This is a genomic window from Shewanella sp. SR43-4 (assembly GCF_014163845.1).
GTDB classification, from domain to species: Bacteria; Pseudomonadota; Gammaproteobacteria; order Enterobacterales; family Shewanellaceae; genus Shewanella; species Shewanella vesiculosa.
In genome coordinates this window covers 1-14448 of record NZ_JACJEB010000022.1, presented here as the reverse complement: position 1 = coordinate 14448, position 14448 = coordinate 1, and the positions used below count along the sequence as shown (strand labels likewise).

General features: G+C 42.0%; 13 protein-coding genes. 9 read left to right on the top strand and 4 right to left on the bottom strand.

Features of this window, described 5'->3' with window-relative positions; translation table 11 throughout:
- Positions 1-9 precede the first annotated feature (9 nt).
- From aceE to ampD, 4 genes are all read right to left on the bottom strand, one after another.
- Entirely contained in the window at positions 10-2676 is a 2667-nt protein-coding gene (aceE, locus tag H5123_RS18695; RefSeq protein ID WP_182698931.1) for a pyruvate dehydrogenase (acetyl-transferring), homodimeric type, read from the bottom strand.
- Positions 2677-2745: 69 nt separating this feature from the next.
- On the bottom strand, positions 2746-3498 hold the full coding sequence (gene pdhR, locus H5123_RS18690) for a pyruvate dehydrogenase complex transcriptional repressor PdhR (protein WP_124015348.1): 753 nt from the start codon (positions 3496-3498) through the stop codon (positions 2746-2748).
- 342 nt (positions 3499-3840) lie between these two features.
- Positions 3841-4692: a beta-lactamase regulator AmpE gene (ampE, locus tag H5123_RS18685; protein WP_182698930.1), complete on the bottom strand. Its 852-nt coding sequence runs from the start codon at positions 4690-4692 to the stop codon at positions 3841-3843.
- A gap of 120 nt (positions 4693-4812) precedes the next feature.
- A complete protein-coding gene (gene ampD, locus H5123_RS18680; RefSeq protein WP_182698929.1) occupies positions 4813-5367 on the bottom strand; it encodes a 1,6-anhydro-N-acetylmuramyl-L-alanine amidase AmpD in 555 nt (184 codons plus the stop codon).
- Between the two features lie 207 nt (positions 5368-5574).
- Between ampD and nadC the strand changes: the two genes are divergently transcribed.
- The 9 genes from nadC to mutT all read left to right on the top strand — a co-directional run bounded on the left by nadC (position 5575) and on the right by mutT (position 13852).
- Positions 5575-6453, top strand: coding sequence for a carboxylating nicotinate-nucleotide diphosphorylase (nadC, locus tag H5123_RS18675; RefSeq protein ID WP_124015351.1), 879 nt, complete (start codon positions 5575-5577; stop codon positions 6451-6453).
- Positions 6454-7305: 852 nt separating this feature from the next.
- Positions 7306-7731 (top strand): pilin, encoded by a 426-nt coding sequence (locus H5123_RS18670; protein ID WP_220487694.1) that lies wholly within the window; start codon positions 7306-7308, stop codon positions 7729-7731.
- A gap of 77 nt (positions 7732-7808) precedes the next feature.
- The gene (gene pilB / locus H5123_RS18665; protein WP_182698928.1) at positions 7809-9515 is read left to right on the top strand and encodes a type IV-A pilus assembly ATPase PilB; all 1707 of its coding nucleotides are present in this window, start codon (positions 7809-7811) and stop codon (positions 9513-9515) included.
- Positions 9516-9622: 107 nt separating this feature from the next.
- Complete coding sequence (locus H5123_RS18660; protein ID WP_182698927.1) at positions 9623-10882, top strand: type II secretion system F family protein; 1260 nt, start codon at positions 9623-9625, stop codon at positions 10880-10882.
- Between the two features lie 15 nt (positions 10883-10897).
- Complete coding sequence (locus H5123_RS18655) at positions 10898-11824, top strand: A24 family peptidase (protein ID WP_182698926.1); 927 nt, start codon at positions 10898-10900, stop codon at positions 11822-11824.
- Positions 11821-12450 (top strand): dephospho-CoA kinase, encoded by a 630-nt coding sequence (coaE, locus tag H5123_RS18650; RefSeq protein ID WP_182698925.1) that lies wholly within the window; start codon positions 11821-11823, stop codon positions 12448-12450. The genes H5123_RS18655 and coaE overlap by 4 nt, the downstream gene beginning before the upstream one ends.
- Complete coding sequence (zapD, locus tag H5123_RS18645; RefSeq protein WP_182698924.1) at positions 12443-13177, top strand: cell division protein ZapD; 735 nt, start codon at positions 12443-12445, stop codon at positions 13175-13177. Before coaE ends, zapD begins: the two co-directional genes overlap by 8 nt.
- Before the next feature lie 42 nt (positions 13178-13219).
- A complete protein-coding gene (gene yacG, locus H5123_RS18640; protein WP_124015357.1) occupies positions 13220-13432 on the top strand; it encodes a DNA gyrase inhibitor YacG in 213 nt (70 codons plus the stop codon).
- Between the two features lie 24 nt (positions 13433-13456).
- Entirely contained in the window at positions 13457-13852 is a 396-nt protein-coding gene (mutT, locus tag H5123_RS18635; RefSeq protein WP_182698923.1) for an 8-oxo-dGTP diphosphatase MutT, read from the top strand.
- Positions 13853-14448 lie beyond the last annotated feature (596 nt).

Here is a 14448-nt window from a genome sequence, read left to right as displayed (position 1 = left end):
TGTATCCCCTTACGCGAACTGTGGATTGATCTTGTCAGCATCAATGCCATATTCAGCGATGGCTTTAGTCAGCACATCAACAGGCATTTCATTACGCTCAACAAGTGACTTCAGCGCCGCAATAACGATGAACTTAGCATCAACTTCAAAGTGATGACGTAAGTTTGCACGGCTGTCGCTGCGACCAAAACCATCAGTACCTAGTACTTTATAATCAGTTGGTACAAAAGCACGTAATTGCTCGCCGTAAATCTTCATGTAATCGGTAGCAGCAATGGCTGGTGCATCTGCAGATAAGATTTGGCTGATGTACGCTTGCTTAGGTTTTGCTGTTGGGTGAAGCATATTCCAACGTTCAACCATTTGGCCGTCGCGCGTTAGCTCGTTAAAGCTCGTCACACTGAACACATCTGCACTAACACCAAAGTCTTTCGCAAGGGCTTTAGCCGCTTTACGAACTTCTTCTAAAATGGTGCCACAACCCATTAGCTGTACTTTACCTTTACCACTACCGGCAACAGACTCCAGCTTATAAATACCTTTAACAATACCTTCTTCGGCACCGGCTGGCATTTCTGGCTGAACATAGTTTTCGTTCATTGTGGTTAGGTAATAGAAGATATCTTCTTGATTTTCGCCATACATACGACGAATACCATCTTGTACTACCACGGCAATTTCATAACCGTAAGTTGGATCGTAAGAAATACAGTTTGGAATAGTGTTCGCCAATACATGACTATGACCATCTTGATGCTGTAAACCTTCACCATTCAAGGTTGTACGCCCAGAAGTACCACCGACTAAGAAACCACGCGCGCGCATGTCGCCAGCAGCCCATGCCATGTCACCAATACGTTGGAAACCAAACATAGAATAGTAGATGTAGAACGGAATCGTTGGCATGTCGTTTACTGAGTAGCTGGTTGCAGCTGATACCCAAGATGACATGGCGCCTAATTCGTTAATCCCTTCTTGCAATACTTGACCGGTTTTATCTTCACGATAGTAAGCAACTTGGTCAGAATCTTGTGGAATGTATTTTTGGCCTTCGTGAGCATAAATACCCACTTGACGGAATAAACCTTCCATACCGAAAGTACGAGCTTCATCAGGAATAATTGGCACAATACGTTTGCCAATGCCTTTGTCTTTTAACAAGGCGGTTAATACCCGAACAAATGCCATTGTTGACGAGATTTCACGGCCGTTTGAGCCTTTTAAAATCGAGTCAAAGATTTTCAGTGAAGGCACTTCTAGCTCTTCAGTGAATTTTTCACGACGTTGCGGTAAATAACCTAACAATGCTTCACGACGACTCTTCAAGTATTTTACTTCTTCAGAGTCTGGACCTGGATGATAGAAAGGCAGATCTTCTAACTGGTCATCTGGGATCGGAATATTGAAACGATCACGGAAATAACGGATAGATTCTGCGCCCATCTTCTTCACGTTGTGAGCGATGTTTTTACCTTCACCAGCGTCACCTAAACCATAACCTTTAACGGTTTTAGCTAAGATAACCGTTGGACGGCCTTTGGTTTTCTGTGCATGTTCAAGCGCAGCGTAAACTTTAACCGGATCATGACCACCACGGTTTAAGCGCCAAATGTCATCATCTGACATGTTAGCAACCATTTCGGCAGTTTCAGGGTACTTACCAAAGAAATGCTCACGGGTGTACGCGCCACCTTTGGCTTTACAGTTCTGGTATTCACCGTCTACGGTTTCTTCCATTAACTGTAATAACTTACCACTGGTATCACGGGCCAATAATGGATCCCAATAACGTCCCCAAATCACTTTAACCACTTCCCAGCCTGCGCCGCGGAATTCGCCTTCAAGTTCTTGGATAATTTTACCGTTACCACGTACAGGACCATCAAGACGCTGTAAGTTACAGTTAACGATGAAGACTAAGTTATCTAATTCTTCACGCGCTGCTAAACCGATAGCACCTAATGCTTCTGGCTCATCACACTCACCGTCACCTAAGAAACAGTAAACAGTTTGCTTAGAACAATCTTTTAAACCACGGTCAGTCAAGTACTTCAAATAACGCGCTTGGTAGATCGCTTGAATAGGACCTAGACCCATAGATACCGTCGGGAACTGCCAGTAAGTCGGCATTAACTTAGGATGCGGGTACGAAGAAAGGCCTTTGCCATCGACTTCTTGACGGAAGTTAGCCATTTGCTCTTCAGTAATACGGCCTTCAAGGAAAGAACGCGCATAAATACCAGGTGCGATATGACCTTGGAAATACACCAAGTCACCACCATCTTGCTCATTAGGAGCACGGAAAAAATGGTTAAAACACACATCATAAATTGTCGCGCTAGACGCGAAACTTGAAATATGGCCACCAAGCTCTAAATCTTTTTTAGAACCACGTAACACCATTGCCAGGGCATTCCAACGGATAATCGCCCGAATACGGCGTTCCATTTCTTGGTTACCCGGCATGTTTGGCTCTTGGCCTGCAGGAATAGTGTTTAAGTAAGCAGTGGTCGCATTGTAAGGTAAGTGAGTACCGTTACGACGCGCTTTGTCGATTAATTTTTCAAGTAAAAAGTGTGCACGTTCAGGCCCTTCTTGCTCTAACACAGCTTGCAGAGCATCAACCCACTCTTGGGTTTCTGATGGGTCTAAATCTTGAAGCATATCTTCAGACATCTCGCAGTCCTTCTCTATATACGGATTATATTTCGGCTTTAGTTGCTGCTTGTTGACACAACAACTCAGTTAAACGCCGCTCTTTAAACGGCGCAAACTACGTTGCAACCGACTGTCTTCTTTTCTTACTGACAACATGACTTCTTCGATATAGCTTAAGTGCTCATTCGAAGCTTCACGTGCAGCGTCTGGGTCCCGGCGTACAATCGCAGCCAGTAACGCGCGTCTGTGATCATTTGCCATGGTGGAAGCTTCTTCGCGTCGGCTTAAAAGTTCCAGATTTTGTGCAACATTTTTATGCAGCACAGGGGTTAAACTTAATACTAAATGCAGCATAGCAACATTGTGCGATGCCTCTGCGACCGCACGATAAAAACGCACAATGGCATCGGCCTGCGCTTCTACTTCCGTTGCGGTTTCAACTTCATTAATACGGTTTTTAATGTTTTGCATATCCGCATCTGTGCCACGCAAGGCAGCAAAATACGCCATCATGCCTTCAGTAGCGTGACGGAATTCGAGTAAGTCATACTGACTTTCAGAATCGTTATGCATTAACTCAACGATAGGATCGGCAAGACTTTGCCACAGTTGTTCTTTAACATAGGTGCCACCGCCTTGACGACGCATGAGCAACCCTTTAGCTTCTAATTTTTGAATCGCTTCACGTAGAGAAGGACGAGACACTTCAAATTGCACCGCGAGTTCGCGTTCAGGAGGTAGCTTCTGACCCGGCTGTATACTGCCTTCTAGGATCATCCGCTCTAATTGCTCCATGATCACATCAGAAATTTTTGGCTGGTTAATCTTAATATAAGCCATCTGGCGCCCTGCTCCCTAAACAAGCAATTGTCAATTGGTCTTACCAATTAATATGAGAGAGCGCACTTTATCAAATCATACAAGCCATGTCTAGTTATCAGCATATCGACAAAGAACACAGGTTTGTTTAAAACGCTCAAGCCCAGAGGATACCGTAAATTTATCCTCAAGGGGTCAGACCATGTATCCGAAAGTCCTAGAAACTAGAGCGCTACGCTGCTAGAGGCTATAAAACATTAGCAGCGAAGCGACCCTAGCAGGACGCAGTCCGCCCTAGCATCAAAGCAACGCTAGCAGGACACAGTCCGCCCTAGCAGCGTAGCGCCCTAGACTCTAGACAAGCTAACTAACCAACCCAAAAATGGTTAGTACCGAAACCATGGTTAATAACAATACAAAATTACGCTTACTTAATGCCAGCAATGCCAATGTAGATTGCACACTCAAGGGTGCATTGCCCGCTTCAGGTAAAGACTCCGCGGCCACAGCCGTATAGGTGACAATGGTTTTAGCATCCGTTTTGACACTTAAGCCATATTGTCGCCAAGCACTTAACCCAGCACTGAACTGGCCACTTAATACATAACCAAAACTAAATACCCTACTTGGTAACCAGTCAAATAGCATCTGCAAATGATCAATCAAAGGCATTTCAAGCTTATTTTTACTGTTGTACTCACTATAAAAACGCACGCTACAATATAATATTGCACCAACGGGGCCTAAAAATATCAAGTACAAGGCAACGGCGCCGTAATAACGGTAATTAATCCACGCCACGGTTTGGCCCACTTTACGGCCTAAATCCTGTTCATCTACCACATCTAAGCACTCGGTAGAGTCCAACTCGCTAGCGTAACGGTAACAAGCTTGAACATCACCGCGACATGCCGCTTGAATATACTGTTTAAATACAATACGTAATGTTTGGTGACTAAAACAAATAATCGATATTAGCACCCAAAATAATAAGCTCAATAAATCAAATAAAATGCCATCAAGGAGAACACTTATCAAAAAGACTGATACAGCCGGCAATACCAGCGCCACCACCACGCCAAATTCCGATTTAAGCGATTGGCTGTCCCAAAACTGTTTTTGATAACGCATCATCACAGTATCGAACTGCCAACTGCTTGGCAAAAGCTTCAAACGCTCTACAAGAATTGCCACTAATAATGAAAATAATGCCATGAATATCCTTTTAATTTATTGCGTTGTTGCTGTCATCATTAGAAGCGCTGCTTTAATAGGGAAGGTCATAACGGCTCCCCAACAACGACTCTCTCATAAACTAGCCTACAAGCTTAGGCCTCAATTGGCTGTGATGGCCTGCTTATATCGAGGCCAATCAAAACTGAAACCGGGATCGGTTTTGCGTCCAGGAGCAATATCGCAATGGCCAACAATATTATTTACGTTAAGCATAGGATACTGCGCCATTAACTCCAATGTTAACAGTATTAATTGCTGGTATTGTTGGTCGGTATAGCCACTACTGTCTGTACCTTCTAGCTCAATACCCAAGGCAAAATCGTTACACCCCTTGCGGCCATTATACTCAGACACGCCAGCATGCCATGCTCTGTCATCACAACTCACATACTGCACCACCTCACCATCGCGGCGAATTAAAAAATGCGCCGACACTTGCAAGCCAGCCAATTCTGTAAAGCTTTCATCAGCATTAATATCTAGGCAACCTTGAAATAGCCCATCAATATGCCCTAAACCAAAACAGCCTGCTGGTAAGCTAATATTGTGGATCACCAATAAGCTCACCTCATTATCAGGCCGAACATTAAAATGCGGCGAAATACATTTTCTCGCGCTAGCTAACCAACCTTGTTCTAATAAGCCTTTTGGCATATCACCCCTTAAACATAAAGATATCAGCAGTTCCAATGTAAATTTAACCGTATAAAACAGCAATACCAAGGCTGAAAATTGCCAGCTTGATAGTGTCAGTATATAGCCAAGTTATGGTAATCTTTAACAAATGCTTTCTGTAACAAACACTCCGCCCAATGCGGATACTGTTTAGCCTTATCACGATCTTTAGCAAGGACTTTGCTTATGTTAGAAAACGATATCCGTCATGCGGTGCAAACCGCACTTGATGAAGACTTAGGTCACACAGCCCACAATACCGTTCATGACATGCTTAATGCAGATATTACTGCACAACTTATTCCCGCAGATAAACACGTTTCCGGCGCGTTAATCACTCGCGAAGATGGTGTCTTTTGCGGAAAAGCATGGGCAGAACAAGTCTTCAATCAACTGGGCAGTGAAGTGGTGCTGCATTGGCATGTTGATGACGGTGATTTGATTGTCGCTAATCAATTGCTATGTGAACTCTCAGGCCCTGCACGCGCAATTTTAACTGGCGAACGTACGGCAATGAACTTCATTCAAACCTTGTCAGGTGTCGCTAGCTTAACCAAGTTGTACGTGAATAAGCTTGTGGGTACCCATACTCAGTTACTCGATACCCGCAAAACCATACCTGGCCTGCGCACAGCCCAAAAATACGCAGTCACCTGCGGCGGTGGCAAAAACCATCGTATTGGTTTGTTCGATGCATTCTTAATTAAAGAAAACCACATTATGGCTTGCGGTGGCATCTCACAAGCGATTACCGCAGCACGTGCGTTAGACGGCACTAAACCGGTAGAAGTGGAAGTTGAGTCACTTGAGGAGCTCACCCAAGCGCTTGATGGCGGAGCTGATATCATTATGCTCGACAATTTTGACGTCACCATGATGGTCGACGCTGTCAGCATGAATAATCGCTATAAAGACCAAGGCAATGGCGCTAAATTAGAAGTCTCTGGCAATGTCACCTTAGACACCCTAGCCACTTTCGCCCAAACCGGAGTCGATTATATTTCCGTCGGCGCACTGACTAAACATGTAAAAGCGTTAGATTTGTCTTTGCGATTAAAGGCTTAACCCTTATATTTTCTAGGTTCTAGAGCGGACGGCGTCCTGCTAGGTCGCTGCGCTTCTAGGGACAGCTTTGCTGCTAAGATTTTATAGCATCTAACAGCGCAGCGTTCTGGAACCTAGGCTTTTAGCTTAGCGATAAATCTGTCACATCCGCCATCAAGAAACGTCAACAAAACGACATTGTTGCATTTTTGTCAAAAAAATATTCCTCAACCTAATCTGTCAAAAAATAAATTATCGTATTATGTACGGGAAATGTGAAATCAGAGCATTTTTAGACATTTATTTTTTATTAATCCGCTAATACTATTCCATTTTGTAACGGTTTATACTAACGTTCATTGTAGGCGAGTTGGCCTTTCGGCCATGCACGATAATCATTAGATTGCAAAACACGTTACATTATTAGTAAGTTGTTAACATTTGCATTTATAACGAGTTGTATAGAGATTTGTATAACCATTGCTATATAGCTCAGCAAATGCTCCTGTAACTTATTAACATTTACGTATTTGCTCTGTGTTTATCGCTCAGCCGAAATGCCATTTAAGTAAACAATCTGCTAACATTATTTGCAGTTAATAAGGTTATTATCTATACATAGTGTTTTGTGCCATTGGGCATTACACAGTATAAATTGAGTTAACCCTCAGTAACGCAAGTTATATTGGCTCTATAAAAATCGTGGTTAACTAGTATCTGATATCTAGCACCACACAATTGTGCTTTACGGTTTAGGCAAATGGACTGCCAACTACTACACTTAGCTTCTATATTTAAGCACTTAACTTAAAAACCAGCTAAGTAGTAGTTATCGAGGACTGATACTACCCTAGCCTATTTTACGGAGAGAAAATGAAAAGTATCAATCAAATCAAAAACGCTAAGGGTTTCACCCTTATCGAATTAATGATCGTAGTAGCGATCATCGGTATCCTTGCAGCAATCGCATTGCCTGCTTATAAGGATTATACGGTTCGCTCTAAAGTTACAGAGGGCATGGTTATGGGTGCCTCAGCTAAGTTAACAGTAACAGAAAATATCTCAGCTGCAGGTGCAATTCAAGCTGGCTCATGTGCTGGAGTTAATACCGGTACGACAGGCATGACTACAGTTACATGCGCTGATACTACTGGTGTTATTAGCCTAAGTGTGGCTGCCGGAGCAGATACGGTGACATTTGATCTTGCACCTTCTTTGAATGCTACTACCGGCGGTGTTGAATGGGATTGTAATAATCCAAGTGAACCTAAGTTTGTACCAAGTGAATGTAGAAGTTAATTTCATAACTTTGACATAAAGTATTATGGGGCATTTTATTTGAAATGCCCCTATTTATTAATAGAGCAATAATAACTATGCCATCAACAGCGCTTCATTTAGGTTTATCAACATTATTTATCCGCAAAGGACTCCTAAGTGAAGAGCAAATTTCTGCATCTATTTCCGATTCACGTAAAAATAAGCAATCTTTAGTTACTAATCTGATTAAGACTAAATTACTTTCTGCACGTGAAATAGCAGAGCTATGCTATGAAGAATATGGAACACCACTGCTAGACTTAAATGAATTTGATATAACTAGCATATCCGAAGACTTACTCAACAAGAAACTGATTGAAAAACATAAATGTCTACCATTGTTTAAACGCGGTAATCGTCTTTTCATGGCTACCTCAGATCCAACTAACATCGCTGCGCTGGAAGATTTTCAGTTTAGTCTTGGATTACACGCAGAAGCGATTCTAGTTGAAGACGACAAACTCCTAAAAATACTTGAAAAGATAATTGAGGATGATATATCAGGCCTTGATTTAGCTGGTGCAGATGAAGAAGCATTGGCAAATATGGAAGTTACAGATACTGACAGACGTGATGAGCCAACTGGTGACAGCAGTGACGATGCACCGATTGTTATCTATATTAACAAAATTCTCACCGATGCTATCCGCAAAGGCGCCTCTGATTTACATTTTGAACCCTATGAAAAGCGCTACCGTATTCGCTTCCGTATCGATGGTATTTTGCATGAAGTATCTGAACCGCCAGTCAATTTATCTAACCGGATTTCCGCCCGTTTAAAAGTCATGTCAAAGTTAGACATTGCCGAGCGTCGAGTACCACAGGATGGCCGCATTAAAATGAAACTGTCGCGCACCAAGTCGATCGATTTTCGTGTTAGCAGCTTGCCCACTATTTGGGGCGAGAAGATAGTGATGCGTATCTTAGACTCATCGTCCGCACAGTTAGGTATTGAAAAACTCGGCTATGAGGATGACCAGCGACTATTATACGAAGAAATGCTAGCCAAACCTCAAGGAATGATCTTAGTCACAGGCCCGACTGGTTCAGGTAAAACCGTATCCTTATATACAGGTCTTAACATACTCAATACTGAAGAGCGCAATATTTCCACCGCAGAAGATCCGGTTGAAATAAACCTTGAGGGCGTTAATCAGGTTCATATTAATTTGAAAGCCGGTTTAACTTTCGCATCTGCGCTACGTTCATTCTTACGTCAAGATCCTGATGTGGTGATGGTCGGTGAAATTCGCGACTTAGAAACCGCTGAAATAGCTATTAAAGCAGCGCAAACCGGCCACTTAGTGTTATCAACATTACATACCAACTCGGCAGCAGAAACCTTAACCCGTCTAATCAATATGGGCGTACCAGGCTATAACATTGCCAGCTCTGTTAATTTAATTATTGCACAACGCCTTGCCAGACGCCTGTGCCCAGCGTGCAAGAATGAAGAGACCATCCCGGTTGCTGAAATGCAACGCTTAGGTTTTTCTGAAGCCAATATAGCCAAAGGCTTTAGCGTATTTAAACCAGTCGGTTGTGAGTTATGCTCTGGTGGTTATAAAGGCCGAGTTGGTATTTACGAAGTGATGAAAATGAGCGATGAAATTGCTCGGGTCATTATGGAGGGCGGTAACTCGCTGCAAATTGCCACCTTAGCCAAGCAACAAGGTATGCGCGATTTACGCCAATCTGGACTGCTTAAAGTCATTCACGGCGTGACCAGTATTGCCGAAATTAACCGTGTCACCAGCTTTTAATTCAGCTATAGTCAAATCTGATAGAGTAAATCAATTATTTAATCGATTGTTCTCTATTAACAGTAATGCTTTAACGTGGTACAGCGGAAAACAAAAGGATTGGCTACATGGCCACAGCAACAGCAAAAAAAAAGCCAAAAGTAAAAAAAATAACCAAACACCAACCTAAGGTATTTACTTATCAATGGAAAGGTACCAATAGGGATGGCCAACGCACCTCTGGTGAGTTGAAAGGTTCCACCATTGCTGAAATTCGCAGCGTATTAAAAAGCCAAGGTGTCACCCCAAAAGGTGTACGAAAAAAATCTCCTCCATTATTCAAATCTGAAAAAAGTATCACCGCAATGGATATTGCGATGATTACCCGCCAAATAGCCACTATGCTAGCTGCGGGTGTACCTTTAGTTACCACCATCGAACTGCTTGGTAGGGGTCATGAAAAAGCCAAAGTACGAGAATTATTAGGTACTATTTTATCTGATGTCCAATCAGGTATTCCACTCTCAGATGCATTAAGACCGCATCGTCGATATTTTGATGATTTGTACGTCGACCTAGTTTCTGCCGGTGAACATTCTGGTTCCTTGGATGCCGTTTTCGATCGTATTGCTACATACCGTGAAAAAGCCGAGCAATTAAAATCTAAAATTAAAAAAGCCATGTTCTATCCAACCGCTGTTGTAGTAGTTGCCATCTTAGTTACTACTTTGCTATTACTTTTTGTTGTCCCCCAGTTCGAAGAAATATTTGCTGGGTTTGGGGCTGAATTGCCTGTATTTACACAAATAGTAATTAATCTTTCTAGATGGTTACAAGGCTCTTGGTATTATTTTGCTATTGCGATCATTGTAGGTATTTGGCTATTTAGGCGAACACACAGAAATTCACAAGAATTCCGGGATCGAATAGATCAAATGATGCTAAAAATACCTGCTATTGGGGATATTCTTCACAAAGCGTCAATGGCTCGATTTGCTCGTACTTTAGCAACCACTTTTGCTGCTGGTGTACCATTAATTGATGGACTCGAGTCCGCTGCAGGAGCATCTGGCAACTATGTATATCGCAAAGCACTTCTTAAGGTTCGTCAAGAGGTGATGTCTGGTATGCAAATGAATGTTGCTATGCGCACCACAGGCTTATTCCCAGATATGCTCATCCAAATGGTCATGATTGGTGAAGAATCAGGTGGCTTAGACGAAATGCTCAATAAAGTATCTAATATCTATGAAATGCAAGTAGATGATGCTGTTGATGGCCTTTCAACCCTAATTGAACCCATCATGATGGTGGTGATTGGTACGGTTGTGGGTGGCCTTATTGTAGCGATGTATTTGCCAATATTTGAAATGGGTAATGTTATTTAAATAATAAGAAATAAAATGACTGAATTTATTACAACTTTTATTGCAACAATGAGTCAACACTCTTGGGTCTTTGTCGCAATTAGCTTTATTTTTGCTGCTACCATTGGCAGTTTTCTCAACGTCGTTATCCATCGTTTACCGGTAATGATGAAACGCGAATGGCAAAGCGAATGTAACTTTTACCTTAATGAATATCATCCTGATATTGTCGAACAAGTCGGTAATGACCGGTTAAACAAACCTATTGATGCTTTTCCTGCAAAATATAACCTTGTGGTACCTGGTTCTGCCTGCCCAAAATGCAAAGCCAATATAAAGCCTTGGCATAATCTTCCTGTATTGGGTTGGTTAATGCTTGGTGGAAAATGTGCCGATTGCAAAACTCGTATTTCAAGCCGCTATCCTATTATTGAGCTCTTAACCGGTTTATTAGTTGCAGCGTTAGCATGGCACTTTGGCCCAACATGGCAATTTGTTTATGCCAGCATTTTAACGTTTGTGTTAGTGGCATTAACTGGCATCGATTTAGATGAAATGCTATTACCCGATCAGCTCACCTTACCGATACTGTGGTTAGGATTAATCATTAACCTTAAAGGCATTTATACTAGCCCAGAAGATGCGATTATCGGTGCTGCGGCAGGCTATTTAAGCTTGTGGTCAGTATTTTGGTTATTTAAGCTGGTAACAGGCAAAGAGGGCATGGGCTATGGCGACTTTAAGCTATTAGCCGTATTCGGTGCTTGGTTAGGCTGGCAAATGCTGCCACTAATTATTTTATTGTCCTCACTTGTGGGTGCTGTAGTCGGTATTAGTATGATTATCACTAAGCAAATCAACAAAGGCAATCCAATCCCCTTTGGCCCTTATATTGCTGCTGCCGGCTGGATAGCGTTAGTATGGGGACATGACATTCTCAATTGGTATCTTAGTACGTTATGATGGCAAAAAAGTATATTGTCGGCTTAACAGGCGGTATTGCCAGCGGTAAAACAACTGTGGCCAATCTATTCGCACAATATGGCATAGACTTAGTTGATGCTGATGTTATCGCTAGAGAGGTTGTCTCAATCGGTTCGGATGGGCTAAATGCAATAAAGCAGCACTTCGGCAAGGGAATATTATTAGCGGATAACAGCTTAGATAGAGCGGCTCTACGAGCACAAGTGTTTAATAACCCTGAGCAACGTTTGTGGCTTAACAATTTACTTCATCCAATGATCCGCCAAAAGATGCTCGACCAAGTGCAAGCATCGACTTCGGCATATGTAATAATGGTAGTACCCTTGCTATTTGAGAATCATTTAGATAGTTTAGTTGATACTACTTTGGTCGTAGATATTGCACCGGAGTTACAGGTTTCAAGGACGATGCAACGTGATGGTGTCAGTAAAGAACAAGTTGAGCATATTCTCGCGAGTCAAATGACCCGGGAACAGCGACTCGCTCTGGCTGATAATATTATTGATAATCAAGGAGAACATGAACAGTTGCGCAGTCAAGTATTTCGTCTGCATCAACAATACCTACAACAGGCAACCGATTTAGAAACTAACGTCAATGACTGATTTAATTTATGAACAACCATTAAATGAAAAAATACGCAGTTATTTACGTATAGAAAACCTTGCCCTACAGTTGCAGCAGCATGCTGAACAAGATCATCAATATCAGTGTTTTAATCCTTTATTTTCGCTTGCAGAGCTAACAGAACGTTGTGATTATCGTACCGACATCTTAAAAGATATCGAAAAACAAATTCAATTAATTTCACAATGGCGTACTCATTCGAATGTTGATAACGATCAAGTAGATAAACTCACTGACAGGCTTATCGCGTTAAAGTCACCTATGCAAACCCAAGAAAGAATTGGTTGTAGCCTCAAACGAGATAAATTTCTTACTTCTTTGCGTCAGCGTTTTAATATGACTGGAGCATACTGTAACTTTGATTTCCCTCAACTGCACTTTTGGCTGGGTAAAGACTGGCAATATCGACAACGAGACATAAACAACTGGCTTGCAGAATACCAACCCTTACTAGCGCCTATCATGTTGCTTTTAGAACTGATTAGAGCCACTGAAGATTTTAGATTATCTCAAGCTCCGGTAGGGTTTTATCAAGGTAATTCATCACAGCCGTTATCCTTAATCCGCGTAAAGATAAACTCAGACCAAAATTGCTATCCTACCGTCAGTGGTAATCGAAATCGTTATGCGATTCATTTTGTCGATTTTGATTTACACCGCCATACCTGTGAAACTATTGATTTCTCACTAGCAACCTGCAGTTAAACCCTTTAACATTCCATATAAGACTAACAACCAAGAATTATTATGCCGTTAACAGTAGTAAACTGCCCAATTTGCAAAACCAAAGTTGAATGGAAAGACGAATCGCTATTTAAGCCTTTTTGTAGTGAACGTTGTAAACTTATCGATCTTGGTGATTGGGCAAGTGAAAAACATGCAATCCCGATCAAGAACAGTATCGACCCAGATATGCTTGATGACATTGGTTTTGATGAAGGTGACTTCTTTAAACAATAAGTTCAAATAATAAGGAGTCGAAACATGCAAAAGAGAATTCATGTTGCTGTTGGTGTCATCATTAATCAAGATAGGCAGATTTTACTTGCTAAAAGGCTTAGACACCTTCACCAAGGCGGAAAATGGGAATTCCCAGGCGGTAAGGTAGAAACAAATGAAACGGTTACTGAAGCGTTAATTAGAGAATTAAAAGAGGAAGTTAATCTTGATGTCTCTCATTCAACTCCCTTCATGGACATCATTCATGATTATCCAGATAAACATGTCAGACTCGATATCCATTTAATTACTGAATTCTCAAACCAAGCTAAAGGTATGGAACAGCAGCAAATTGAATGGGTACCAATGCATAGCATTGCAGAATATGACTTCCCCGAAGCTAATAAGCCTATCGTAGAAAAAATATTAGCTGAACTCTGAAATCGACCCGCACCTTCTATTTGAAAGCCTATTTCTAAAAAATAAAGCCCATTACTAATCAAGTAATGGGTTTAAAACTGTCTTACCAGCCACCAAAGTTCACACTTATTTTATCTACTAATGATCATCGCATTGGTAAGGCCTAGGTGAGCGTCTAGCGAACTACACCTAGCATCGATGTTCTGATTGCTTAGGTTTCAAGGCACAAAACAAAAAGGCCACTCGAGTAGAGTAGCCTTGCTGTGTTCTTTGGCCCCTAGAAGTGACCGACTCTCGCATGGGCATATCATCCAAACTGGTCAATGGTTTAGGTCCAAGAACGGCTTTCAGCCACAAATTGCAGACGTAAAAAAGCCCGCTACATAATAGCGGGCTGTTTCACAACTCTTTCAAGTCAATTAGGTGCCTGGAACTTACCTACTCTGGCATTGGCATACTGGCCACACTGACTAATTGCTTAGCTTTAAGGCACAAAACAAAAAGGCCACCCGATTAAGGTGGCCTTGCTGTTTTATTAGGCGCCTGGAAATGACCTACTCTCGCATGGGGAGACCCCACACTACCATCGGCGATACTGTGTTTCACTTCTGAGTTCG

Bases quoted from the DNA above. Each gene is read 5' to 3' on its own strand.
- pdhR (WP_124015348.1), bottom strand. From the start codon at position 3,498: ATGGCTTATATTAAGATTAACCAGCCAAAAATTTCTGATGTGATCATG.
- ampD (WP_182698929.1), bottom strand. From the start codon at position 5,367: ATGCCAAAAGGCTTATTAGAACAAGGTTGGTTAGCTAGCGCGAGAAAA.
- ampE (WP_182698930.1), bottom strand. From the start codon at position 4,692: ATGGCATTATTTTCATTATTAGTGGCAATTCTTGTAGAGCGTTTGAAG.
- coaE (WP_182698925.1), top strand. From the start codon at position 11,821: ATGATGGCAAAAAAGTATATTGTCGGCTTAACAGGCGGTATTGCCAGC.
- H5123_RS18660 (WP_182698927.1), top strand. From the start codon at position 9,623: ATGGCCACAGCAACAGCAAAAAAAAAGCCAAAAGTAAAAAAAATAACC.
- yacG (WP_124015357.1), top strand. From the start codon at position 13,220: ATGCCGTTAACAGTAGTAAACTGCCCAATTTGCAAAACCAAAGTTGAA.
- zapD (WP_182698924.1), top strand. From the start codon at position 12,443: ATGACTGATTTAATTTATGAACAACCATTAAATGAAAAAATACGCAGT.
- nadC (WP_124015351.1), top strand. From the start codon at position 5,575: ATGTTAGAAAACGATATCCGTCATGCGGTGCAAACCGCACTTGATGAA.
- aceE (WP_182698931.1), bottom strand. From the start codon at position 2,676: ATGTCTGAAGATATGCTTCAAGATTTAGACCCATCAGAAACCCAAGAG.
- mutT (WP_182698923.1), top strand. From the start codon at position 13,457: ATGCAAAAGAGAATTCATGTTGCTGTTGGTGTCATCATTAATCAAGAT.
- H5123_RS18655 (WP_182698926.1), top strand. From the start codon at position 10,898: ATGACTGAATTTATTACAACTTTTATTGCAACAATGAGTCAACACTCT.
- H5123_RS18670 (WP_220487694.1), top strand. From the start codon at position 7,306: ATGAAAAGTATCAATCAAATCAAAAACGCTAAGGGTTTCACCCTTATC.
- pilB (WP_182698928.1), top strand. From the start codon at position 7,809: ATGCCATCAACAGCGCTTCATTTAGGTTTATCAACATTATTTATCCGC.